At 68.9% G+C, this 20,212-nt stretch carries 20 protein-coding genes; 12 read left to right on the top strand and 8 right to left on the bottom strand.

Annotated features, from left to right (window positions below; translation table 11 throughout):
* Positions 1-81: 81 nt before the first annotated feature.
* Genes MOX01_RS00630 through MOX01_RS00605 form a run of 6 tightly spaced genes read left to right on the top strand, consistent with a single transcriptional unit; the run spans position 82 to position 6,394 of the window.
* Positions 82-1,266 (top strand): C45 family autoproteolytic acyltransferase/hydrolase, encoded by a 1,185-nt coding sequence (locus tag MOX01_RS00630; RefSeq protein ID WP_058630830.1) that lies wholly within the window; start codon positions 82-84, stop codon positions 1,264-1,266.
* 34 nt (positions 1,267-1,300) lie between these two features.
* Positions 1,301-2,944 carry an ABC transporter substrate-binding protein gene (locus MOX01_RS00625; protein WP_058630829.1) on the top strand — a complete coding sequence of 548 codons (1,644 nt, stop codon included), beginning with the start codon at positions 1,301-1,303 and terminating at the stop codon, positions 2,942-2,944.
* A 5-nt stretch (positions 2,945-2,949) separates the two neighbouring features.
* Positions 2,950-3,900, top strand: coding sequence for an ABC transporter permease (locus MOX01_RS00620; RefSeq protein ID WP_029258835.1), 951 nt, complete (start codon positions 2,950-2,952; stop codon positions 3,898-3,900).
* Complete coding sequence (locus MOX01_RS00615; RefSeq protein ID WP_141368063.1) at positions 3,897-4,745, top strand: ABC transporter permease; 849 nt, start codon at positions 3,897-3,899, stop codon at positions 4,743-4,745. The genes MOX01_RS00620 and MOX01_RS00615 overlap by 4 nt, the downstream gene beginning before the upstream one ends.
* Positions 4,746-5,543, top strand: coding sequence for an ABC transporter ATP-binding protein (locus tag MOX01_RS00610; RefSeq protein ID WP_218028584.1), 798 nt, complete (start codon positions 4,746-4,748; stop codon positions 5,541-5,543).
* Entirely contained in the window at positions 5,540-6,394 is an 855-nt protein-coding gene (locus MOX01_RS00605) for an ABC transporter ATP-binding protein (RefSeq protein ID WP_058630825.1), read from the top strand. Before MOX01_RS00610 ends, MOX01_RS00605 begins: the two co-directional genes overlap by 4 nt.
* A 6-nt stretch (positions 6,395-6,400) precedes the next feature.
* On the opposite strand, the gene MOX01_RS00600 is transcribed toward MOX01_RS00605, so the two are convergent.
* Complete coding sequence (locus MOX01_RS00600; protein WP_170224066.1) at positions 6,401-7,669, bottom strand: sensor histidine kinase; 1,269 nt, start codon at positions 7,667-7,669, stop codon at positions 6,401-6,403.
* A 5-nt stretch (positions 7,670-7,674) separates the two neighbouring features.
* Positions 7,675-8,343 (bottom strand): response regulator transcription factor, encoded by a 669-nt coding sequence (locus MOX01_RS00595; RefSeq protein WP_113680817.1) that lies wholly within the window; start codon positions 8,341-8,343, stop codon positions 7,675-7,677.
* A 136-nt stretch (positions 8,344-8,479) separates the two neighbouring features.
* Here MOX01_RS00595 and MOX01_RS00590 point away from each other — a divergent pair, with 136 nt between their 5' ends.
* The 4 genes from MOX01_RS00590 to MOX01_RS00575 are packed head-to-tail and all read left to right on the top strand — an operon-like array spanning position 8,480 to position 12,202.
* The gene (locus tag MOX01_RS00590) at positions 8,480-9,238 is read left to right on the top strand and encodes a hypothetical protein (protein WP_141368061.1); all 759 of its coding nucleotides are present in this window, start codon (positions 8,480-8,482) and stop codon (positions 9,236-9,238) included.
* The gene (locus MOX01_RS00585) at positions 9,235-10,290 is read left to right on the top strand and encodes a peptidoglycan-binding protein (RefSeq protein ID WP_141368060.1); all 1,056 of its coding nucleotides are present in this window, start codon (positions 9,235-9,237) and stop codon (positions 10,288-10,290) included. The genes MOX01_RS00590 and MOX01_RS00585 overlap by 4 nt, the downstream gene beginning before the upstream one ends.
* Positions 10,287-10,997 carry an ABC transporter ATP-binding protein gene (locus MOX01_RS00580; RefSeq protein ID WP_061017445.1) on the top strand — a complete coding sequence of 237 codons (711 nt, stop codon included), beginning with the start codon at positions 10,287-10,289 and terminating at the stop codon, positions 10,995-10,997. The genes MOX01_RS00585 and MOX01_RS00580 overlap by 4 nt, the downstream gene beginning before the upstream one ends.
* Positions 10,994-12,202 carry an ABC transporter permease gene (locus tag MOX01_RS00575; RefSeq protein ID WP_082682522.1) on the top strand — a complete coding sequence of 403 codons (1,209 nt, stop codon included), beginning with the start codon at positions 10,994-10,996 and terminating at the stop codon, positions 12,200-12,202. The genes MOX01_RS00580 and MOX01_RS00575 overlap by 4 nt, the downstream gene beginning before the upstream one ends.
* Before the next feature lie 92 nt (positions 12,203-12,294).
* On the opposite strand, the gene MOX01_RS00570 is transcribed toward MOX01_RS00575, so the two are convergent.
* From MOX01_RS00570 to MOX01_RS00545, 6 genes are all read right to left on the bottom strand, one after another.
* A complete protein-coding gene (locus tag MOX01_RS00570) occupies positions 12,295-13,062 on the bottom strand; it encodes an ABC transporter permease (RefSeq protein WP_046748114.1) in 768 nt (255 codons plus the stop codon).
* The gene (locus MOX01_RS00565; RefSeq protein ID WP_061017442.1) at positions 13,059-13,832 is read right to left on the bottom strand and encodes an ABC transporter ATP-binding protein; all 774 of its coding nucleotides are present in this window, start codon (positions 13,830-13,832) and stop codon (positions 13,059-13,061) included. The genes MOX01_RS00570 and MOX01_RS00565 overlap by 4 nt, the downstream gene beginning before the upstream one ends.
* Positions 13,829-14,197: a DUF1048 domain-containing protein gene (locus tag MOX01_RS00560; protein WP_061017439.1), complete on the bottom strand. Its 369-nt coding sequence runs from the start codon at positions 14,195-14,197 to the stop codon at positions 13,829-13,831. The genes MOX01_RS00565 and MOX01_RS00560 overlap by 4 nt, the downstream gene beginning before the upstream one ends.
* 1 nt (position 14,198) lies before the next feature.
* Complete coding sequence (locus tag MOX01_RS00555) at positions 14,199-14,549, bottom strand: PadR family transcriptional regulator (protein WP_046748117.1); 351 nt, start codon at positions 14,547-14,549, stop codon at positions 14,199-14,201.
* 246 nt (positions 14,550-14,795) lie between these two features.
* The gene (locus tag MOX01_RS00550; RefSeq protein ID WP_113680813.1) at positions 14,796-15,434 is read right to left on the bottom strand and encodes a response regulator; all 639 of its coding nucleotides are present in this window, start codon (positions 15,432-15,434) and stop codon (positions 14,796-14,798) included.
* The gene (locus tag MOX01_RS00545) at positions 15,422-16,654 is read right to left on the bottom strand and encodes a sensor histidine kinase (protein ID WP_230977757.1); all 1,233 of its coding nucleotides are present in this window, start codon (positions 16,652-16,654) and stop codon (positions 15,422-15,424) included. Before MOX01_RS00545 ends, MOX01_RS00550 begins: the two co-directional genes overlap by 13 nt.
* Before the next feature lie 108 nt (positions 16,655-16,762).
* Here MOX01_RS00545 and MOX01_RS00540 point away from each other — a divergent pair, with 108 nt between their 5' ends.
* Both MOX01_RS00540 and MOX01_RS00535 read left to right on the top strand, forming a co-directional pair.
* Positions 16,763-17,530, top strand: coding sequence for an ABC transporter ATP-binding protein (locus tag MOX01_RS00540; RefSeq protein ID WP_058632917.1), 768 nt, complete (start codon positions 16,763-16,765; stop codon positions 17,528-17,530).
* Complete coding sequence (locus MOX01_RS00535) at positions 17,530-20,049, top strand: ABC transporter permease (protein ID WP_141368059.1); 2,520 nt, start codon at positions 17,530-17,532, stop codon at positions 20,047-20,049. The genes MOX01_RS00540 and MOX01_RS00535 overlap by 1 nt, the downstream gene beginning before the upstream one ends.
* Positions 20,050-20,212: the final 163 nt, after the last annotated feature.

Here is a 20,212-nt window from a genome sequence, read left to right as displayed (position 1 = left end):
GGCGCATCATCCGTAACGGATGATTCAATCATCCCGGGTGCAACCTCATTGCGCAACAGGCGCACCTGACAGGGAGGTCAAATGGCGGTCATGACACCGATCCGCACGATCGAGATCAGTGGGGCGCCCCGCGAGCGCGGGCGCCGATACGGCGAGGCCGCCGCCGACCTCATCGCCGGCTCGATCGAGTACTACACGGAAGCGCTGACCCAACAGACCGGCATGAGCTGGGCCGGGATCACGGATTCCGTCTCGCGATGGGTTCCGATCAGCGAGCAGATCGCGCCGCACCTCGTCGAGGAGATGCGGGGGATCGCGGAGGGGGCGGGTGTCGCCTTCGCCGAGATCGTCACGCTGAACGTGCGCGGTGAGTTCGTCTACGACCACCAGGGACCGTCGCGAGTCACGAGGACCGCGGCCCGTGCCGCCGACGACGAGCGCGACGACGCCGTCGACGGCTGCACGTCGTTCTTCCTGACAGGTGAGGGCAGCGGCACCGGGCACACGCTCGTCGGGCAGAACTGGGACTGGCGCACGCGCACCGCGGGAACGACCCTCATCGTCCGCGTCGTGCAGGATCCGCTTCCCACGGTGATCATGCAGGTGGAAGCCGGGCAGGTGGGACGCCACGGTGCCAACTCCGCCGGTATCTCGCTGAACGCCAACGGCCTCGGGGGGAGCTTCGGGGCGGCGGTCGGCGTGCCGCAGACCCTGATCCGCCGGCTCGTGCTCGATCAGGGCGATATCGCGAGCGCGCTCAGGATGCTGGTCAAGACCCGTCCCCATATCGCGAGCAATGCGCTCCTCGCCGACCGCAGCGGATTCGGCATCGACCTCGAGACCACGCCGAGCGGCGTGGACTGGATCTATCCCGAACGCGGCGTGATCGCGCACACCAACCACTTCCAGGCTTCCGTGCCGCCGCAGCTCGCCGGGTCCTACCTTCCGGTGGCAGCGGATTCGCTGCTTCGTCTGCCGCGTGTCCAGGCCGGGCTGGCGGCGGTCGCTCGTGCGGAGAACCCCGAACACAGCTACGCGCTCGTGCGTGAGGCGATGTCGGATCACCTCGGCTTCCCCGAGGGCGTCTGCACACATCCGCATCCCGACTCCCCCTCGGTGAAGCAGTGGTCGACGCTCCTCTCGAGCTGTGTCGACCTCACCACCGGCGAATACCGCGTCGCGAACGGATTCCCCTGCGAAACCGAGTACGAGGTGCTGCCCTGGAATCTCTACGACGGCCCGCACGACGAACTCCCCTCCCCCTGACCGACAGATTGAGAACCCGAGGAGATAGCGTTCAATGAAGAAGCAGCATCACCCCATCACCGTGACGATCGGCGTGCTCGCCGCCTCGGCATTCGTGCTCGCCGGCTGCAGTTCGGGGTCGAAGGGCGAAGACGGCGACGCCGCCCTCGACGTGCCTTTCGGTGCGACGACACCCGCCGCCTCCGGTCCGCTCGAGAGCGTGACGTGGATGCTCGGCGGCGAGCCGACGACACTCGATGCCGACATCGATGCCACCACCGCCGATGACACGGTTCTCGCGAACGTCTGCGACCGGCTCATGCAGGTGCAGCCCGACCTGACCCTCGGTCCCGGGCTGGCATCGGACGCCGAGTGGACCGACGACACCCATCTCGTCTTCACCATCAGGCAGGGGGCGCTGTTCCACGACGGCAGCCCCGTGAGCACGGCGGACGTCGTGTGGAGCATGCAGCGCCACTCCGAGGACGGTGCCGCCGAATCCGACGAGTACCGGAACGTGGTCTCGATCGAGCAGACCGGCACCGACCAGATCACTGTCACGACATCGCAGCCGGATGCGATTCTGCTCCAGGCGATGGCGGGCGACGGCGGTATCGTCTGGAACCCGCGCGTCATCGAAGCCGAAGGGGAGGGCTTCGGCAGCCCCGGCTCCGCCTCCGCGTGCAGCGGGCCGTACCAGGTGACGTCGTGGGACGCGGGGTCGCAGCTCACCATCACCAGGTTCCCCGAGTACTGGAACTCCGACGTCGATGCCCTCACGGACGAGGTCGTCTTCCGATGGGCCGACGAGACCGCGATAGCCAACTCGGTCACGACGGGCGAGGCCCAGGGGTCGTTCCTCGAGAACGCCGGCGCCGCCCGGAGTTTCATCGGGAGCGCCGATGTGTCCGTGTATCAAGGACCCTCGACGAACGCATGGGTGCTCGAGACGACCGATCGCGGCGCACTGACGGATGAGCGCATCCGGCAGGCCCTCTCGCTCGCCCTCGACCGGACCGGCGTCGCCACGGCTGCCTTCGGCGGTCTCGCCCAGCCGTGGAAGACACCCGTCGGTTCGGGAGCCTGGGGATACGAGGCCGACACCTTCGAGCAGGCCTACGACGTTCTCGAGGGCGCGCCCGCGAAGCCGAGCGAGTCCGATCTCGCGGCGGCCAAGGACCTGATCGCCGAGGCCGGCGCCCCTTCCGCCCCGATCGTCGTCGCCTCGAACGGCTCGTCGACGCACAACGTGATCGCGAATGCGCTGGTCGCCGCGGCGCAATCGATCGGGCTCGAGGCGGAGATCACCGTGATCCCGCAGGTGCAGTACGGTGACTTCTACTCCGACCCCGACCTCCGAGGCCAGGCCGATCTGTGGCCCGACGAGTACTACATCTCGAAGAACGACCCCCTCGGCTTCTACAAGAACGGCGCGTCCGATGCGAGCGTGAACTTCGGCGTCTTCTCCGACCCGGAATACGATGCGCTCGTCGACGAGGGCTACGCCGCGACGGATGACGTCGAGCGCGCCGAGATCACGACAGAGCTGCAGAAGCGCTGGGTGGAGCACGCGGTGTGGATCCCGGTCGTCGCGACGCCGTCGACGCTCATCATGTCGAAGGCGGTCACGGGTGTCCCCGCCTCTGCAGCGTTCATCTACTACCCGTGGGCCGTCGATCTCGGCAGCGCGAAGGGGTAGTCACGATGCCATTCGCGCTCCGCAAGCTCGCAGGCATGGTCTTCACGCTGGTGATCGCCTCCTTCATCATCTTCGCTGCGATGTACGCAGCGCCGGGTGACCCGGTCACGTTCCTCATCGGCAACCCCGAGAACCTGACCCCGGAGCGGATCGCGAGCGTCCGGGCCCAGTACCACCTGGACGAGCCGATGCTCGTCCAGTACTGGCACTGGGCCTCCGGAGTCCTCACCGGCGACTTCGGACAGTCGTTCCAGTACCACCAGCCCGTGAGCGCGCTCCTGGCGGCGAGGGTTCCCATCACCCTGTCGCTCGTCGCCTACGCGGCCGTCGTGCTCACGGTCGTCGGCATCGGCCTCGGCATCGTCGCGGCCGTGCGCCGAGGAAAGGCGGCCGATACCGCCATCATCGGATTCACGACTCTCGCAGCGAGCATCCCCTCCTTCGTGCTGGGAATCGCCTTCGTCGCGTTCTTTGCCGTGGAACTGCGATGGTTCCCCGTGGCAGGTGCGGGTTCCGCTGGACTCGATCGTCTGTATGCGCTCACGCTCCCGGCGCTCACCCTCGCCATCACCGCGCTCGCCATCGTGAGCCGCGTGACACGACAGTCCATGATCGAGCAGTTCTCCTCGGAACACGTCGAGGCCGCCCGCGCCTCGGGTCTCCGCGAGCGGTACATCGTGCGCGATCATGTCCTGCGCGGGGCCTGGGGCCCCATCATCACCATGGTCGCGCTCGTCATCGCGAGCATGATCGCCGGAACGGTCGCGGTCGAGACGGTGTTCGGGATCTCCGGCGTCGGCTCGCTCCTCGTCGACGCGATCAACACGCACGACTTCCCGGTGGTGCAGGCGGTGCTCCTGTTCATGGTCGTCGCCTACATGATCGTCACGACGATCGTCGATCTGCTCCTTCCCGTGCTCGACCCCCGTATCCGACGAAGGACGGTGTCCGCATGACCTCCGTGCTCCTCCCACGGGTGCGCCGCCGTCGGCGCTCCGGATCCGACGTCGGGTTCTGGATCTCCTGCGGCCTCCTCGCGCTCATCGCGGTCGCGGCAGCTTTCGCCCCGCTCCTCGCCCCCTACGGGGCCGACAGCGTCGACTTCGGAGCGATCTGGGAAGGGCCGAGCGCACAGCACCTGCTCGGCACGGACCAGCTCGGGCGCGACCTCTTCTCCCGGCTTCTCATCGGAGCGGGTGAGACACTCGTCGGACCGGTCGTGCTGCTCGCGCTCGCCACCGTGCTCGGGGTGGCGATCGGTGTCCTGGCGGCGTGGCGAGGCGGATGGATCGATACGGTCCTGGCCCGCGTGACCGACGTCATGTTCGCGTTCCCCGGACTGCTCTTCGTCGTGCTCGTCATCGCCGTGTTCGGCAAGGGACCGGCCACGGCGATCGTGGCGCTCGCGCTCGCATACGCGCCGGTCATCGCGAAGTACACGCGCAGCCTGGCTCTGAGCGAGATGACGCGGCCCTACATCGACGCGTACCGGGTTCAGGGGCTCGGCGGCCTGACGATCTGCGTGCGCGGAGTCATCCCGAATCTGCTCCCTCCGCTCGTCGGGTATCTCGTCGTCCTCTTCGGCGAAGCCCTCATGAGTCTCGCGACGCTCAGCTTTCTCGGGTTCGGGGCGCAGCCTCCGAGCTCGGAGTGGGGCCTGATGGTCCAGGAGGGGCAACCCGGAATCATCCAGGGGGAGTTCCTTCCCACGCTCGTCCCCGGTGCCGCCATCGCCATCGTCGTCATCGCGGTGAACGTCGCCGGGGTGCGCGTGGCCGACCGACTGCTTGCGAAGGGATGAATGATGCTCCTCGACATACAGGACCTTGATCTGGCGTTCGGCGAAGGCGACGACGCGGTTCGGATCCTCACCGGCGTCAGCCTCGTGGTGGACCGCGGCGAGCTCGTCGGGCTCGTCGGGGAGTCGGGCTCGGGCAAGTCGACGACGGCGCGCGCGGCCCTCGCCCTCTACGGCGATGAGGCGACGATCGCGGGGAGCATCCGCGTCGACGGGACCCAGATGGTGGCGGCCGATGAGAGGACCCGGCGGCGCGTGCGCTCCGAATCCGTCTCGCTGGTGCAGCAGGATCCGCGTTCCGCGCTCAACCCCGTGCGTCGCATCGGGGATTCACTCGCCGAACGACTCGTCCGCGTGCACGGCTGGCGACGAGGCCGCGCCGAGGCGCATATCGTCCAGCTCCTCGCCGCGGTGGGACTCACCCACCCGGAGCGGCGAATGCGACAGTACCCGCATGAACTCTCGGGCGGCATGCTCCAGCGCGTGGTCATCGCTTCCGCGCTGAGCACGGATCCCGCCCTCCTTCTCGCCGATGAGGCGACGAGTGCGCTCGACGTGACGACGCAGGCCGAGATCATCGCCATCTTCCAACGCCAGATCAGAGAACGTGGTCTCGGCATGCTCTTCATCACCCACGACCTGGCTCTGGCCGGCGCGATCTGCGATCGGATCCATGTCCTGCGCCAGGGCGAGATCGTCGAGACGCTGACGACGCCGGGGCTCTTCGCGGACGCCGTCCATCCGTACACGCTCGCGCTGATCGCCGCGGCCCCTGTACTCGACACGAAGGAGGCGTCATGAGTCTGGTGGAGGTCTCCGAGCTGTATCGGGCCTTTCGGATGGGTCCGGGATCCGAGCGCGTCGTCGCGGTGAACAACGTGAGCTTCGCCATCGAGTCGGGTGAGGCGCTCGGCCTCGTCGGTGAGTCGGGCTCGGGCAAATCGACGATCGCTCGGATCCTCGTGGGTCTGGAACGCGCCGACGCGGGGTCCGCGGTGATCGACGGCATCGACCGCCTCAGTCGACCGCGCGGCAGAGCCGAGCGTCTTGCGAGGGCTCGTGCGGTGCAGATGGTGTTCCAGGACCCGAACGGTTCTCTCGATCGCCGGCTGACCGTGCGCGAGGCGTTGCGGCGCACCCTGCGTCTGCGGGAACAGGGGGCGGGCGCGCACATCGACCGCACGATCGGAGAGCTGCTGGAACGCGTGCGGCTCACCGAGCGGCACGCCGACGCGAAGCCGCACGAGCTGTCGGGCGGTCAGCGGCAGCGCGTCGCGATCGCGCGCGCGCTGGCGGTGTCTCCGCGCCTCGTCGTGCTCGACGAGGCGGTGTCCGCACTCGATGTCTCCGTGCAGGCGCAGGTGCTCGAGCTCCTCGCCGAGATCCAGCGGGAGTCGGGGGTGAGCTATCTGTTCGTCAGCCACGACCTCGCCGTCATCCGCGAGCTCTGCTCCCGTGTGCTCGTGCTGTTCCGCGGCACGGTCGTCGAACAGGGGGAGACCGGCCACGTGCTGCGGAACCCGCAGCACCCGTACTCGCAGCTCCTCATCGCCTCGACGCCCGGTCCGGGGTGGGACCCGGAGCGGGTCGTCCAGGACCGGATGACGTTTACGCAGCGCATGGAGGTCGTCGGTCGGGGCGACCGGAAGTAGGCCGGGTCAGAGCGGGAGGACGATCGCGGCGATCAGGCCGCCGCCTTTACGGGCGCGCAGGCGCACCTCGCCGCCATGGGTCTTGGCGATGCTCTGCACGATCGCGAGTCCCAGCCCGGTGCCGTCCGGGCCGGCCGAGGTGCGACTCGCATCGCCGCGGTAGAACGGCTCGGTGAGCAGCTGCACGGTGGCAGGGGTGATCTGCGCCCCGGTGTTCTCGATCTCGATGACGGCTCGTCCGCGTTCCCGTCGGGAGCGCACCCACAGCTCACCGCCGGGCACGTTGTGGCGGATGCCGTTCTCGAGCAGGTTGCGCACGGCCCTGGCCAGCAGCACCGCATCGCCCTCGACCGTGAGGTCGCGCAGGTTCGTGTGCACCTCGATCTCCTGGGCGTCGAGGTCGTCGACCTGGTCTTCGATGAGCGTGCGCAGCTCGACGGGTTCGACCTCTTCCAGGCCGGTGCGGGCACGCGCGAGGGCGAGCAGCGCCGTGATGAGCCGCTCACTCTGCTCGGTCGCCCGCAGTGCCCGCTGCATGTTGGCCTGCAGGTCCGCCGGCACCGCTCCCTGTTCGAGGGGGATCTCCAACGCAGTGCGCGTCGTCGTCAGCGGGGTGCGCAGTTCGTGCGAGGCGTTCGCCACGAAGCGGTCCTGGGCGGTGAACGCCGACTGCAGCCGGTCGAGCATCCCGTCGATCGTGTCGCCCAGCTCCTTGATCTCGTCGTCGGGCCCCGGCAGAGCGAGGCGTCGGCCGAGGTCGCGTTCGGAGATGTCGCGCGCGGCGGCCGTGACCTCTCCGATGCGGTCCAGCGAGCGGCGCGCGAGCCAGAACGCGATCGCGGCGGCCACCCCGGTGAAGGCCACGAGCACGACCACCGACCACAGCAGCAGCCCGTTGCCCACCTCGTCGGCGAGGAAGCTCGACTGCTGCAGCACCGCGCCTTCCACGGCGTCGAAGGTCAGGGTCTGGGACGGCACCGCGAGCTGCGCGTCGATGGATCCGGCGTAGTACCCGCAGCCGGTGCTGGCCTGGCCCCAGAGGAGGCTGCTGCCGTCGGGGAGCGGAGTCACCTCGCTGACGTCGGATCCATCGGTCGCGCTCGACCCCTCGCCGACCTGCAGGACCGCCGCCATCGGGAGGCAACTGGCCTCGGTGGTGGTGATGGCCGTGGAGAACAGCTGTTGCACCACGAGGTACTGCACGGTGAGCAGGGCGGCACCGGCCGCGATGAAGACCGCGGTGATGATGATCACCAGTCGGGTGCGAAAGCTCATACGTCTCATGCGGTCGTCCCCACTCGATAGCCGTGTCCTGCCGCGGAGTGGATCACCTCGGGCGAGCCGAGTTTGCGTCGGAGCGTGTGCACCACGATCTTGACCACACCGCGTGTGCGCTCCTGCGGTTCGTCCCACACCTCGTCGAGGAGGTCGTCCGCGCTGACGTAGCCGCCCTCCGCGGCGAGAAGCGTCTCGAGCACCCCGAATTCCTTGAGCGTCAGCCGGATCGGGCTGCCGTCGCGCTCCACGATGCGTCGAGCGCTGTCGAGGCGCACTCCGGCGAACTCCTGCACGGCACTCGTCCGCGCAGATCCGCCACGACGGCCGAGCGCTCGGATGCGGGCCAGCAGCTCCACGTACGCGAACGGCTTGGCGAGGTAGTCGTCGGCGCCGAGGTCGAGGCCCTCGACACGGTCGTTCAGGGTCCCTGCGGCCGTGAGCATCAGGATGCGTGCCGGATACTCCTGCGCGACCAGAGTGCGGCACACCGCGTCGCCGCTCAGCACCGGCAGGTCGCGGTCGAGCACGATCACGTCGACGTCGTTCGAGGCCGCGGAGGTCAGGGCTGCGGCTCCGTCGCGGGCGACCTCCACCAGGTAGCCCTCGCGGCGCAGGCCGTCGGCGAGCGTGTCGGCCAGGTCGGCCTCGTCTTCCACCAGCAGCAGTCGCATGGCACCTCCGTCATCCGAGGGTGCGTGTGCCGCGGTTAGTTTCCGGTTAGGCGCCGTCATACCGACAGCAAACCACCGCCTCCGTAGAACTGACTGCACGTCGCGGATGAGCTGCGACCGCGAGAAAGGGAACCTCATGTTCGATTCGAGAGCAGTCCGATCGTGGGCGGCGATCCCCGCTGTCTTCGCACTCTTCACGCTCGCCGCGTGCAGCGCACCATCGGGAGACGACAAGGCGAAGGACGGGGCCAACGATGCGGCGGCCGCCCGGTTCGTGACCTGCCTCACCGAGGAGGGGCAGACCGCGAAGATCGTCGAGGGGGGACAGGTGGGGATGCTGATGCCCGACGGTCCCGCGAGCGGCACCTCGACGGGCGGCATGATGTCGGTCGAAGCGGGCTCGGGCGACGACGAGGACCTCGCCATGACGATGGTCTTCTCGGACGACGACGGTACGTGGCTCGCATCGACTGCGGCATCGGGCTACCCGGAGGAGGGCGGGCAGCGCGCCGCGTGGGAGACCTGTGAAGAGAAGGTCCCCGAGTTCACGCAGCCGAAGCCCGACATCTCGGACTCCGGAGCGCAGACGCAGATGATCTCGCCGGAGGAGATCATCGAGTCCGGTCTCGCCTTCGCCTCCTGCGCCAGAAAGAACGGCTTCGCCGACTTCGCCGACCCCGATGCTGACGGCATGCTCACCCTGCCGAAGGGGATCAGTGAAGACGAGGCGCGCACGCTTCTCGAAGCCTGCGCGGACACCACGGGCGACATGCCCCCGATGTTCACACATGAGAGCATCGAAGCCGTCGACTTCGACTGGTTCGCGGTGATGAGCGAGTACTTCGAGGGCATGGTCTCCGCCGCCACCGTCCTTCCGTCGAAGGACGACGAATGAGCCGCCGGCTGACCAAGGTGCTCGTCCCGGTCGGAGTGCTGCTCGTGGCGGCCGCCGTGACCGTGGCCGTGCTGCAGCCCTGGAGCTCGGTGGCCGAGTCACCGGATGAGGAGAAGGCGCCGGTGACGGTCGAGGCGGAGCTCACCACGCTCACCTCCGATCTGCGCCTCAACGGAACCCTGAGCTACGGGGCGTCGGTCGCCCTGCCGGGCCGTGCCGGCACGATCACCCGCCTGCCGGCGGCGGGGGAGCAGATCGGTGTCGGGCAGGCGATCTACGAAGTGGACGGGAAGCCGGTGATCGCGATGCGCGGCGATCGTCCGTTCTGGCGCGACCTCGGCGTCGGCGTCGAGAAGGGCCCGGACGTCCGTCAACTGGAACAGGCTCTCGCCGATCTCGGATTCGGCAAGAACATGACGATCGACGACGAGTTCACCGCGGTCACCGAGACCAACGTCAAGGCCTGGCAGAAGTCGCTCGGGGTGCCGCAGGACGGCATCGTGAAGCTGGGTGACATCGTCGCGATCAGCGCCGCATCCGTGCGGGTGGAGTCGGTCACGGCGAAGCTGGGAGACCCGGCGGGGTCGAGTCCGCTCAGTTACACGAGCACGACGCTGCGCGTGGTCGCCAAGCTGACGGATGCACAGGCGCGCGAGATCCTGCCTGCCACGAAGGTGACCGTGATCCTGCCCGATGGGACGGAGGCGCCGGCGACCGTGACCGCCGTCGACCCCGGCGGGCAGCCGACCGAGAAGGAGGGCGAGACCACTCCGCCCACCGCAGACGTCGAGTTCGACGACCCGGCCGTCGCCGAGGGCATCGGGCTGCGCGCGGTCAAGGTCGTGTTCGCGACGTCGGAGGTGAAGGATGCTCTGGTCGTGCCGGTCACAGCCCTGGTGGCGACGACCGACGGCGGCTACGCGGTCGACGTGCTGCGCAAGGGCGGAAAGGTCGAACGCGTCGCCGTCGAGGTCGGACTGATCGCCGACACCAAGGTGCAGGTCACGGGCGGAGAACTCGCCGCCGGCGATGCCGTGGTGGTGGCGCAATGAGCCCGGACACGGTGGTCGAGCTCGTCGACGTGATCAAGGAGTACCCGGGCAACCCGCCGCTGCGCGTGCTGCATGGCATGAGCCTCGCGATCGAGAGCGGTGAGCTGGTGGCCGTGGTCGGAGCCTCGGGATCGGGCAAGAGCACGATGCTCTCGATCATGGGCACCCTCGACGACCCCACGAGCGGCACCGTGCTGATCGATGGGACCGACGCCGCGGCTCTGCCCGAACGCGAGCGTGCCGTGCTGCGCGCTCGCCGCATCGGCTTCGTGTTCCAGCAGTTCTTCCTCCTGCCCGCACTGAGCGCGCTCGACAACGTCGCGCTCGGTCTGCTCTACTCCGGCGTGCCGTCGGCGGAGCGTTCCACCCGGGCGGCCGCAGCGCTGGAGCGGGTGGGCCTCGGCGCGCGCATGAAGCACAGACCCGGTCAGCTGTCCGGCGGTGAGCAGCAGCGCGTGGCGATAGCCAGGGCGATCGTCGGCGCTCCGTCGGTGCTGTTCGCCGATGAGCCGACAGGTGCGCTCGACTCGACGACGGGCGATCGCATTCTCGAACTGCTCACCTCGATCGCCGATTCCGGCACGGCCGTCGTGATCATCACGCACGATCCGCACATCGCCGAGCGCACGCAGCGGCAGGTCGGCATCCACGATGGCCGGATCGTGAGCGACACCGGCTCGCGCGTGAAGGAAGAGGTCGCCGCATGAGACGCAGAGGGGAGCGGATGCCGCGACTCAGTGTCGCTGACAGCATCCGCACGGCACTCATCGGTCCCCGCAGTCGCAAGATGCGCACGGCGCTGTCAGCGCTCGGCGTGGCGGTGGGCATCGCGGCGCTCACCGCGATCACGGGCATCGCCGCCTCGAACCAGGCCCAGCTGCTGGCCGAACTCGACTCCCTCGGCGCGAACATGATCGTCGTGCAGCCGGGCTACGGGCCCGACAACAAGCCGGTCGAGCTGCCGGAGACGGCCGCCGGGATGATCGAGCGGGTGGACGGGGTCGAACGGATCGGGGTGCTCGAGAAGGTGCCGGACGACACGGGTGTTTACCGCAACGACCTCATGCCGAAGAGTCAGGGCAACGGACTGACCGCCTATGCGGCGAGTCCCGACTTCCTGTCGTCGGTGGAGGGATCCGTGGCGAAGGGTTCGTGGTTCGACGAGACGGATCGCTCGCTGCCGGTGACCGTGCTGGGCGCGGCGGCTGCGGCGCGCATGGGCATCACGGAGCCGGGCGTGCGGGTATGGATCGGCGAGCAGTGGTACACCGTGATCGGGATCCTCGACGCAGCGGGCCTCGCCGAATCCATCGACGCGAGTGCGTTCCTCGGCGACCGGTGGGCGGCCGAGCACGTGGCGAAGAAGAGCGACGGCAGGATCGCCGCGATCTACGTGCGCATGGCCGACGGTGCGACGGGGGAGAAGGTCCGCGATGCGATCGCCCGCGCAGCGAACCCCTCGTCCCCGTATGTGCAGGTGAACGGGCTCGGCGACCTCGCCGGTGCGCGGGACACCGCGGATGACTCGCTGTCCGGCCTCGCGGTCGGACTCGCGGCGATCGCTCTGCTGGTCGGAGGGATCGGCATCGCGAACACCATGGTGGTGGCGGTGTTGGAGCGGCGCGGCGAGATCGGTCTTCGACGTGCGCTCGGCGCGCGCTCGGGGCAGATCGCGGGTCAGTTCGTGGCGGAGGCGATCGTGCTCGGCGGGCTGGGGGGTCTCGCCGGAGCCGCGGTCGGCGCGCTCGGGGTCGTCGTCTACGCCTCGATCCAGGGGCAGGCGGTGACGATCCCTGCGGTCGTGCTGTTCGGTGGCCCGGTCGTGGCGCTGGTGGTCGGCGTGATCGCCGGGCTCTACCCCGCGATCAGCGCCGCGCGCCTGTCGCCCACGGCGGCACTCCGCACGGTCTGAGGCCCTGGGTCCGAAGGTGCCGCCGAGCGCGGCGAAACGCCCCGGCCGGGGAGAATTCCCCGGTCGGAGCGTCCCGTCTCGCTTGGCGTCGATCAGCTGACCTTCTTCCGGTAGGAGATGATCGCGAACACGTAGGCGACCACGAGGATCCCGACGCACCAGGCGAGGGCGACCCAGATCTCGGACCCGACCGGCTCCTGCGCGAACAGCGCCTGGATGGTGTTGACGATCGAGGTGACGGGCTGGTTGTCTGCGAACCACTGCACCGGTGCCGGCATGGTGTCGGTGGGCACGAACGCCGAGCTGATGAACGGCAGGAAGATCAGCGGGTACGAGAAGGCACTCGCGCCGTCGACCGTCTTGGCGTTCAGGCCCGCGATGATCGCCAGCCAGGTGAGTGCCAGCGTGAACAGCATCAGGATGCCGACGACTCCGAGCCAGGCCCAGAAGCTCGCCCCGGTGCGGAAGCCCATGAGGAATCCGACGCCGAAGATGATCGCCAGGGTGATGGCGTTCGCCGTGAGGGACGTGAGCACATGGGCCCACAACACGCTCGATCGGGCGATCGGCATGGAGTGGAACCGCTCGAAGATGCCGCTCTGCATGTCGGTGAACAGCCGGAACGCCGTGTAGGCGATGCCCGACGCGATCGCGATGAGCAGGATGCCGGGGAGCAGGTAGTTCACGTAGTTGTCGACGCCGGTGCTCTGCTGGAGGGCGCCGCCGAAGACGTACACGAACAGGAGCATCAGGGCGATCGGGGTGACTGCCGTGGTGATGATCGTGTCGGGGCTGCGGAAGATGTGCCGCATGGAGCGGCCGGTGAGTGTCGCCGTGTCGGCGGCGAAGTGCGTGGTCATGCTGCCTTCTCCTTTCCGGATGAGGGGCCGATGAGGGTGAGGAAGATCTCCTCGAGGGTGGGCTGCTTCTCGACGTACTCGACCTTCGCGGCCGGAAGCAGGCGCTTGAGTCCGGCGAGGGTGTCGTTCGCGATGATGCGGCCCTCGTGCAGGATCGCGATGCGGTCGGCCAGCTGCTCGGCCTCGTCGAGGTACTGCGTGGTGAGCAGCACCGTGGTGCCGGTGTTCGCGAGTTCCTTGACCACGTCCCACACCTCGATGCGGGCTTCGGGGTCAAGGCCGGTGGTCGGCTCGTCGAGGTAGATGACCTCGGGGTGTCCGACCAGACTCATCGCGATGTCGAGACGGCGACGCATGCCGCCCGAGTAGGTGCCGACCTTGCGCCCGCCGGCATCCGTCAGACGGAACGTGGCGAGCAGGTCGTCGGCGACCTTCCCGGCGTCGGGCAGATGCCGCAGCTTCGCGACGAGCACGAGGTTCTCGCGTCCGGTGAGGATCTCGTCGACCGCGGCGAACTGTCCGGTGAGGCTGATGCGCTCGCGCACTCCGACCGGGTCTGCGGCCACATCCACGCCCTGCACCGTCGCGGTTCCGGCATCCGACTTCAGCAGGGTGGAGAGGATGCGCACCATGGTGGTCTTACCGGCGCCGTTCGAGCCGAGGAGGGCGAAGATGCTGCCCTTCTCGACCTCGAAGTCGACGCCGCGCAGCACGTGCAGATCTTTGTAGGACTTCTCGATGCCGTGCACCGAGATGGCGGGGTTCGTCATGATTCCTCCTTCTTCTTCGCGTCGTCGAACGCCTTGATGAGGCGTGCGCGCTCCTTGTCGATCCACTGGCGTCCGCCGTACGCCGCGGCGTAGTTCTCGGCGAACTCGACCGGGTCGTCGCCGACGATGGCGCTGACCGGGGTGCCGTCGAGTGCGGCGCGCTCCCACATGTCTGCGATGTCGAGGAACATCTTCACGATGGTGTCGCCGTCGGTGACGCCGCCGTAATACATGTTGTAGCGCTGCTGGGCCTTCGCCATCTCCCGGTACGGCTCGGGCAGTGCGTTGATGCGGGCTTGCGCCTGCTTGTACAGCTTCTTCTCTTCGAGCGATCCGGTGATCGCTTCGATCCACTTCGCGGCCATGTCAGTTCTCCTTGTTCGTGGTGTCGGTGTTCGTGCTGTTCAGCTGTTCGATGTGCGTCTTGAGGAAATCCCAGGTCTTCCAGAACTCCTCGAGCTCCTGCCGGCCCTGCGCGTTGAGGGTGTACACCTTGCGGGGCGGACCCTTCTCGCTCGGGACCTTCTCGACGTCGACGAGGCTCTTCTGCTCGATGCGCACGAGGAGTGCGTAGATCGTGCCCTCGGCGATGTCGGTGAATCCGTGGTCGCGGATGCGTGTGGTGATCTCGTACCCGTATGCCGGCTGCTCGGCGAGGAGGGCCAGAACGATGCCCTCCAGAGTGCCCTTGAGCATCTCGGTCATCTGCTTGCCCATCAGGTCCTCCTCTCCTTCTCGGTTCAGTACTCAGTGTTGCTGGGTACCGGTACAAAGTAACACTGAGTACCGGTACTTAGCAACACTAAATACCAAGTTTCTCCCCGCGCTCGACGCCGAGACCCATCGCCTGCGCCGAGACCCATGCCTGCACGCGCCTAGAGCCGTGGGTCTCGGCGGCAAGAGTGGGTCTCAGCGCCGAGAGGGAGAGGAGGAGGGGGGAGAGGGAGAGGGAGGTGGGGGGGGCTAGGAGCGGAGGTAGGCCAGGACGGCGAGCACGCGGCGGTGGCCGCTGTCGCTCGAGGCGAGGCCGAGCTTGGCGAAGATGTTGCCGATGTGCTTGCTCACCGCGGTCTCGGTCACGAAGAGCCGGTCGGCGATCGTGCCGTTGTCGAGGCCTTCCGCCATAAGGCCGAGCACCTCGCGCTCGCGCGGAGTCAGCGTCTGCACCGGGTCGTCGGCGCGACGACGGCTCATCAACTGCGAGATCACCTCGGGATCCATCACCGTGCCCCCGGCGGCCACGCGGTGCAGGGCGTCGACGAACGCCGCGACCTTGCCGACGCGTTCCTTGAGCAGGTAGCCGAGACCGTCGGCTCCTGCCGCCAGCAGCTCACCGGCATAGCGATCCTCGACGTACGCCGAGAGCACCAGCACGGGGAAGCCGGGGCGACGGGCACGGGCCTCGGCGGCGGCCTTCAAGCCCTCGCTGGTGAACGTCGGCGGCATCCGCACGTCGACCACCGCGGCATCCGCCTCATCCAGTCGGTCGAGGAAATCGTCGGCGTTGTCGACGGCGGCGACCACATCGAACCCCTCGCTGCGCAGCAGCAGAGCCAGCCCTTCGCGCAGCAGGGTGTCGTCTTCGGCGATCACGATCCGCATGGCAGCTCCGCTCTCAGGGTGGTGGGGCCTCCAGCCGGACTCGTCAGGTCCAGAGCGCCCTCGAAGGCTTCGATGCGGCGCCGGATGCCGGCAACACCGCCACCCGGCCGTTCGACCGCTCCGCCCACGCCGTCGTCTTCGACCGTGATGACCAGAAGCTCGCCGTCGCGCTCGACCCGCACCGCGGCCCGGGTCGCCTCGCTGTACTTGCTGACGTTCGTGAGCGCCTCCGCCACGACGAAGTAGCTGGCCGACTCCACCGCCGCCGGCACACGTCCGATCTGGTCCGTCTCGACCGTGCACGGGACGACGCTGCGTCCGGCGAGCGACGCCAGGGCACCCTCCAGCCCCAGCTCGTCGAGGATCGGCGGGTAGATGTCGTGCACCGTGCGGCGGAGCCCTGCGAGCGCCTCGGTTGCGGCATCCTGCGCTCGCCGCAGCGGCTCGAGCACGTCGCCGCCGATCTCCTGCGCGCGCTCGGCGATCCCGAGCATCATCACCACGTTGACCAGGCGGTTCTGCGCACCGTCGTGCAGATCGCGTTCGATCCGGCGCAGCTCGGCCGCGTGGGCGTCGAGCGCGGCAGCACGGCTGAGGGTCAGGGCGTCGACACGGGCCGCGAGGCGCGACTTCTCCGGCGTCGCGAGCAGCTTCGCCGACACGAACGACACCAGACGGGCGACGGCCGGGATCAGGAAGACCGCGAGGAGCGCATACGCCACCGCGAGCAGCGGCATCGTGGCCGCGAGCTCCCAGGATGTGACGGGGTAGACCGAGCCGACCGGGTCGTCGGCGGGGGCGAACTGCCAGTAGTAGGTGATGGCGAGGGTGTTGATCGCCGCGACGGGGAGCGAGATTGTCAGAAGAGAGACGAACAGCACCGGAATCCCCTGCACCGCCAGCCACAGCACGTCTCGGCCGGTGGCGCGCGAGAACGCGGAGCGCAGACGATCGTCGCGCGTTGAGCCCGGCGGGAGCACGTGGCCGATCGGCGTCAGCTCCTCGCCCCGGTAGGCGCCCACACGTCGACGGTTCAGGTCTGTCCAGCGGTGCAGGCTCTGCACGGTCTCGGGCATGAGCAGCACGCCGCCCGTGAGGATCATGAAGGGGAGCAGCACGATGCCCAGGCAGAGGAACACCACGGATGCGATCGAGACCGCGGCCTCGACGGCCAGGTATCCCCACGCTCGCAGCCAGCGGCGCATCCATCGGTCCTTCACTCTCACAGTCTGCCCGAGCGATCGCGACGGCACGGTATAGCCAGCCCCACCATCGAAGCGGCAGCGGGCGGGATGGGATGCCGCCCGGCCCGTCCCTAGCGTCGAATCATGACCTCCACACCACTCGCCTCGGCCGTGAACACGCGGCCCTCCGAAGCTCTCCGGTTGCAGTCCGTCGTCAAGACCTACGGTTCCGGCGCCAGCCGCGTCACCGCCCTGCGCGGCGTGGATCTCGCCATCGCGAAGGGCACGTTCACCGCGATCATGGGCCCGTCCGGCTCGGGCAAGAGCACCCTGCTGCACAGCGCTGCGGGACTCGACCGGCCGAGCAGCGGCACCGTGCACCTCGGCGGGACCGAGATCTCGGGGCTGAAGGCGCGCCAGCTCACGGCGTTCCGTCGTGATCACGTGGGATTCGTCTTCCAGGCGTACAACCTGCTGCCGGCTCTGAACGTCGAGGACAACATCACGCTGCCGCTGCGGCTCGGCGGCCGTCGTCTCGAAACGCAGTGGCTCGACTTCCTGCTCCACGCCGTGGGGCTCACCGAGTTCCGCCGTCGCCGCCCGTCCGAGCTCTCCGGCGGTCAGCAGCAGCGGGTGGCGATCGCCCGCGCGCTCATCACCCGGCCCCATGTGGTGTTCGGCGACGAGCCGACCGGCGCCCTCGACTCCCGTTCGGGCAAGCAGGTGCTCGATCTGCTCGCGCACACGGCACGAGAGCTGAATCAGACCGTCGTGGTCGTGACCCACGACCCCGTGGTGGCCGCGCACGCGGATCGCACCATCTTCCTCGCCGACGGAGCCTTCGCGGGATACCTCGACGGTGCCGACCCTGCGCAGATCAACGCCCGCATGAGCGCATTGGGCGAGTGGTGATGTCGGGGTCGCTGGGTCTGGGGCGACTTGTCGGAGCCGACCTTCGCCATCACCGCGGAAGCTTCGTCGGCGTGGCGGTCGCGGTGTTCGTCGCGAGCGCACTGGTGACGGGCCTCGGCGTGCTCGTCGAATCCGGCATGCGCGGAGGGCTGGCGCCCGAGCGCTACTCCGCGGTCGACATCGTGGTCGGTGCGCCACAGCAGGTGGATGTGCCGGAGGACCTGCCGGTTCCCCTCCGGGAGCGCGCGCCGCTGCCGGTCGACGCGGTGCGCGACATCGCCGCCCTTCCGGGAGTCGACCGCGTCGTCGCCGACGTCACGGTTCCTCTCGTCCTGCAGGAAGCGGATGCGGCCGGTGACGTCGTGGTCGAGGCGCACCCCTGGCCCGCCACCGCTCTGACCGGCTTCGAGCTGCATGAGGGGCAGGAACCCGCGGCGGCGGATGAGGTCGTCGTCACCGTCGGCAGCGGTCGTGCCGTGGGCGACACGGTCGTCCTTGCCCACGGCGGCGTGCCGTCGGAGTACCGCGTCGTCGGCGAGGTCGCCGCTCCGGTCGCACCCGAACGCGGCGCACATGTCTTCCTGAGCGAGCGCCGCATCGACCAGCTCGACCCGCACGGGGGTGCCCCGCAGGCGCTCGGCGTGTTCGTTTCCGGGGCGGATCCCGAGCAGACGGCGAGCGCGATCCACGAGGCCGACCCCGGCCTGGTCGCCCGCACGGGTGACGCCCGCGGCGACGTGGAGTTCCTCGACTCGGGTGCGGCGCGGTCCACGCTCGTGGCCATCGGCAGCGCGTTCGTCGGCACCTGCATCCTCGTGGCGATGTTCATCGTGGCAGGCACGCTGTCGCTGTCGGTGCAGTCGCGCCGTCGTGACTATGCCCTGCTGCGCGCGGTCGGTGCGAGCCCTTCCCAGGTGCACGCGCTCGTCGCCCGTGAGGTGCTGTGGGTGTCGGCGGTCGCCGTTCTGCTCGCCATCGTGCCGGGATACCTGCTGTCGACCGTGCTGCAGTCGGCCTTCGTCGCCGGGGGTGTGATCCCGGGCGACTTCGCCCTGGCATTCAGTCCGCTTCCCGCGGTCGGAGCGGTGCTGCTCGTGCTCGCCTCCGCCTGGGGTGCCGCGCGCATCGCGGCGGCTCGGGTCGCGAAACTCGATCCGGTGGAGGCTCTGCGCGAGTCGGCGACGGGTGCCCCCGTCATCGGACTGCCTCGCATCATCACGGGCATCGTGCTCGCCGCTGCGGGCATCTCGGTCTCGACCGTGCCGCTGGTGGTGCGCGGGCAGATCGCGGCCGGTGCGGCGGCCGGCGCAGCCATGCTGCTGATCATCGCGTTGGCGGTGCTCGGCCCGTGGCTGGTCTCGCTGAGCGTCCGCCTGATCGGAGCGGTGCTGCATCGGCTCTCATCCGCCGGCTTCCTCGCTTCGGCGAACGCCGCGGCCAACAGCAGGCGCCTCGCCTCCGCGATCCTGCCGATCGCCCTCGGCATCGGTCTGGGACTCGTGCAGATCGGGGCGCCGTCGATCATCGCGGCCGAGGCGGCGACGCAGGCCAGTGCCGGCGTCATCGCCGACCTGCGCGTGACGGCCCCGGCGGGTCTCTCGCCCGACATGATCGACACCATCCGTGAGACACCAGGGGTGGCCGAGGTCTCGGGGGTCGCCCTCAGCGCGGCGGTGGTGGACTCCTTCGATTTCGAAGGCAAGCTCCAACGAGACGAGCACGTGCTGCAGGGCATCGATCCGACGAACATCGCGAACAGCCTCGATCTGCGGGTGCGGGAGGGGGCGCTCGCGCAGCTCGACGGCACCACCACGGTCGCGGTGAGCACGGACGCCGCGCAGGCGCTGGGGCTGAACATCGGCGGAACGGTCGTCGGGTACCTGGGCGACGGCTCGCCCTTCGAGGCCGCGGTCGTCGCGGTGTACGAGCGGGGTCTCGGCTTCGGCGACCTCACCATGGCCGCCGATGCGGTCAGTGCCCACACCACGGCAGGTCTCGATGCCTTCGCGCTCGTGGCGGTCGACGCGGGCGCAACGGATGAGGTCCGTGCAGCGTTGGGCGCGAGCGGTCTGACCGTGACCGACGGATCGGGGCTGCGGGCTGCGGGTGCGGGAGCGCAGGCCCAGCAGGGGTGGACGAACCTCATTGCTCTGCTGGTGATCCTCGGCTACATCGCGATCGCGGTGGTGAACACGCTCGTGATGGCGACGGGGGAGCGTTCGCGCGAACTGGCTCTGCTGCAGCTGATCGGCGCGTCCCGCAGGCAGGTGCGCGCCATGATGCGCGTCGAGGCGATGCTGGTGGCGGTGATCGCGATGGTGTTCGGTGTCGTGGTCGCGATCCCTCCGCTCATCGGGGTGAGCATGGGGATCTCGGGCCAGCCGGTACCCGCCCTCCCGGTGCTCGGTTCGCTGGCGATCGTCGGTGTCATGGGCGCGCTGGCGCTCGTGGCGATGTGGATCGGCACCGTCTCGTCGATGCGCACGCCTCCGATCGACGAGATCGGGTCGCGACAGTAGCGCCCCGCACCCGAGCAGGCGCACCGGTCTCCACGGTGCGCCTGCTCGGCGTCTCCCCCGCGCGCGGCGGTCCCCCTCGCGCGTCGGGGAGGTGGCACGGGAGGGAGGGGTGAAAAGGCGGGGTGAAAAACCTGCGCCCGCCCGGAACGGACCTCGCGCCCAC

The organism is Microbacterium oxydans (assembly GCF_006540085.1).
Classification (GTDB): Bacteria; Actinomycetota; Actinomycetes; order Actinomycetales; family Microbacteriaceae; genus Microbacterium; species Microbacterium oxydans.
The sequence above is the reverse complement of the archived record's forward strand: the minus strand, read 5'-3'. Positions and strand labels throughout refer to the sequence as shown.

Bases quoted from the DNA above. Each gene is read 5' to 3' on its own strand.
- MOX01_RS00590 (WP_141368061.1), top strand. From the start codon at position 8,480: ATGTTCGATTCGAGAGCAGTCCGATCGTGGGCGGCGATCCCCGCTGTC.
- MOX01_RS00575 (WP_082682522.1), top strand. From the start codon at position 10,994: ATGAGACGCAGAGGGGAGCGGATGCCGCGACTCAGTGTCGCTGACAGC.
- MOX01_RS00555 (WP_046748117.1), bottom strand. From the start codon at position 14,549: ATGGGCAAGCAGATGACCGAGATGCTCAAGGGCACTCTGGAGGGCATC.
- MOX01_RS00535 (WP_141368059.1), top strand. From the start codon at position 17,530: ATGTCGGGGTCGCTGGGTCTGGGGCGACTTGTCGGAGCCGACCTTCGC.
- MOX01_RS00625 (WP_058630829.1), top strand. From the start codon at position 1,301: ATGAAGAAGCAGCATCACCCCATCACCGTGACGATCGGCGTGCTCGCC.
- MOX01_RS00605 (WP_058630825.1), top strand. From the start codon at position 5,540: ATGAGTCTGGTGGAGGTCTCCGAGCTGTATCGGGCCTTTCGGATGGGT.
- MOX01_RS00615 (WP_141368063.1), top strand. From the start codon at position 3,897: ATGACCTCCGTGCTCCTCCCACGGGTGCGCCGCCGTCGGCGCTCCGGA.
- MOX01_RS00610 (WP_218028584.1), top strand. From the start codon at position 4,746: ATGATGCTCCTCGACATACAGGACCTTGATCTGGCGTTCGGCGAAGGC.
- MOX01_RS00540 (WP_058632917.1), top strand. From the start codon at position 16,763: ATGACCTCCACACCACTCGCCTCGGCCGTGAACACGCGGCCCTCCGAA.
- MOX01_RS00585 (WP_141368060.1), top strand. From the start codon at position 9,235: ATGAGCCGCCGGCTGACCAAGGTGCTCGTCCCGGTCGGAGTGCTGCTC.
- MOX01_RS00550 (WP_113680813.1), bottom strand. From the start codon at position 15,434: ATGCGGATCGTGATCGCCGAAGACGACACCCTGCTGCGCGAAGGGCTG.
- MOX01_RS00580 (WP_061017445.1), top strand. From the start codon at position 10,287: ATGAGCCCGGACACGGTGGTCGAGCTCGTCGACGTGATCAAGGAGTAC.
- MOX01_RS00600 (WP_170224066.1), bottom strand. From the start codon at position 7,669: ATGAGCTTTCGCACCCGACTGGTGATCATCATCACCGCGGTCTTCATC.
- MOX01_RS00570 (WP_046748114.1), bottom strand. From the start codon at position 13,062: ATGACCACGCACTTCGCCGCCGACACGGCGACACTCACCGGCCGCTCC.
- MOX01_RS00595 (WP_113680817.1), bottom strand. From the start codon at position 8,343: ATGCGACTGCTGCTGGTGGAAGACGAGGCCGACCTGGCCGACACGCTC.
- MOX01_RS00565 (WP_061017442.1), bottom strand. From the start codon at position 13,832: ATGACGAACCCCGCCATCTCGGTGCACGGCATCGAGAAGTCCTACAAA.
- MOX01_RS00630 (WP_058630830.1), top strand. From the start codon at position 82: ATGGCGGTCATGACACCGATCCGCACGATCGAGATCAGTGGGGCGCCC.
- MOX01_RS00560 (WP_061017439.1), bottom strand. From the start codon at position 14,197: ATGGCCGCGAAGTGGATCGAAGCGATCACCGGATCGCTCGAAGAGAAG.
- MOX01_RS00620 (WP_029258835.1), top strand. From the start codon at position 2,950: ATGCCATTCGCGCTCCGCAAGCTCGCAGGCATGGTCTTCACGCTGGTG.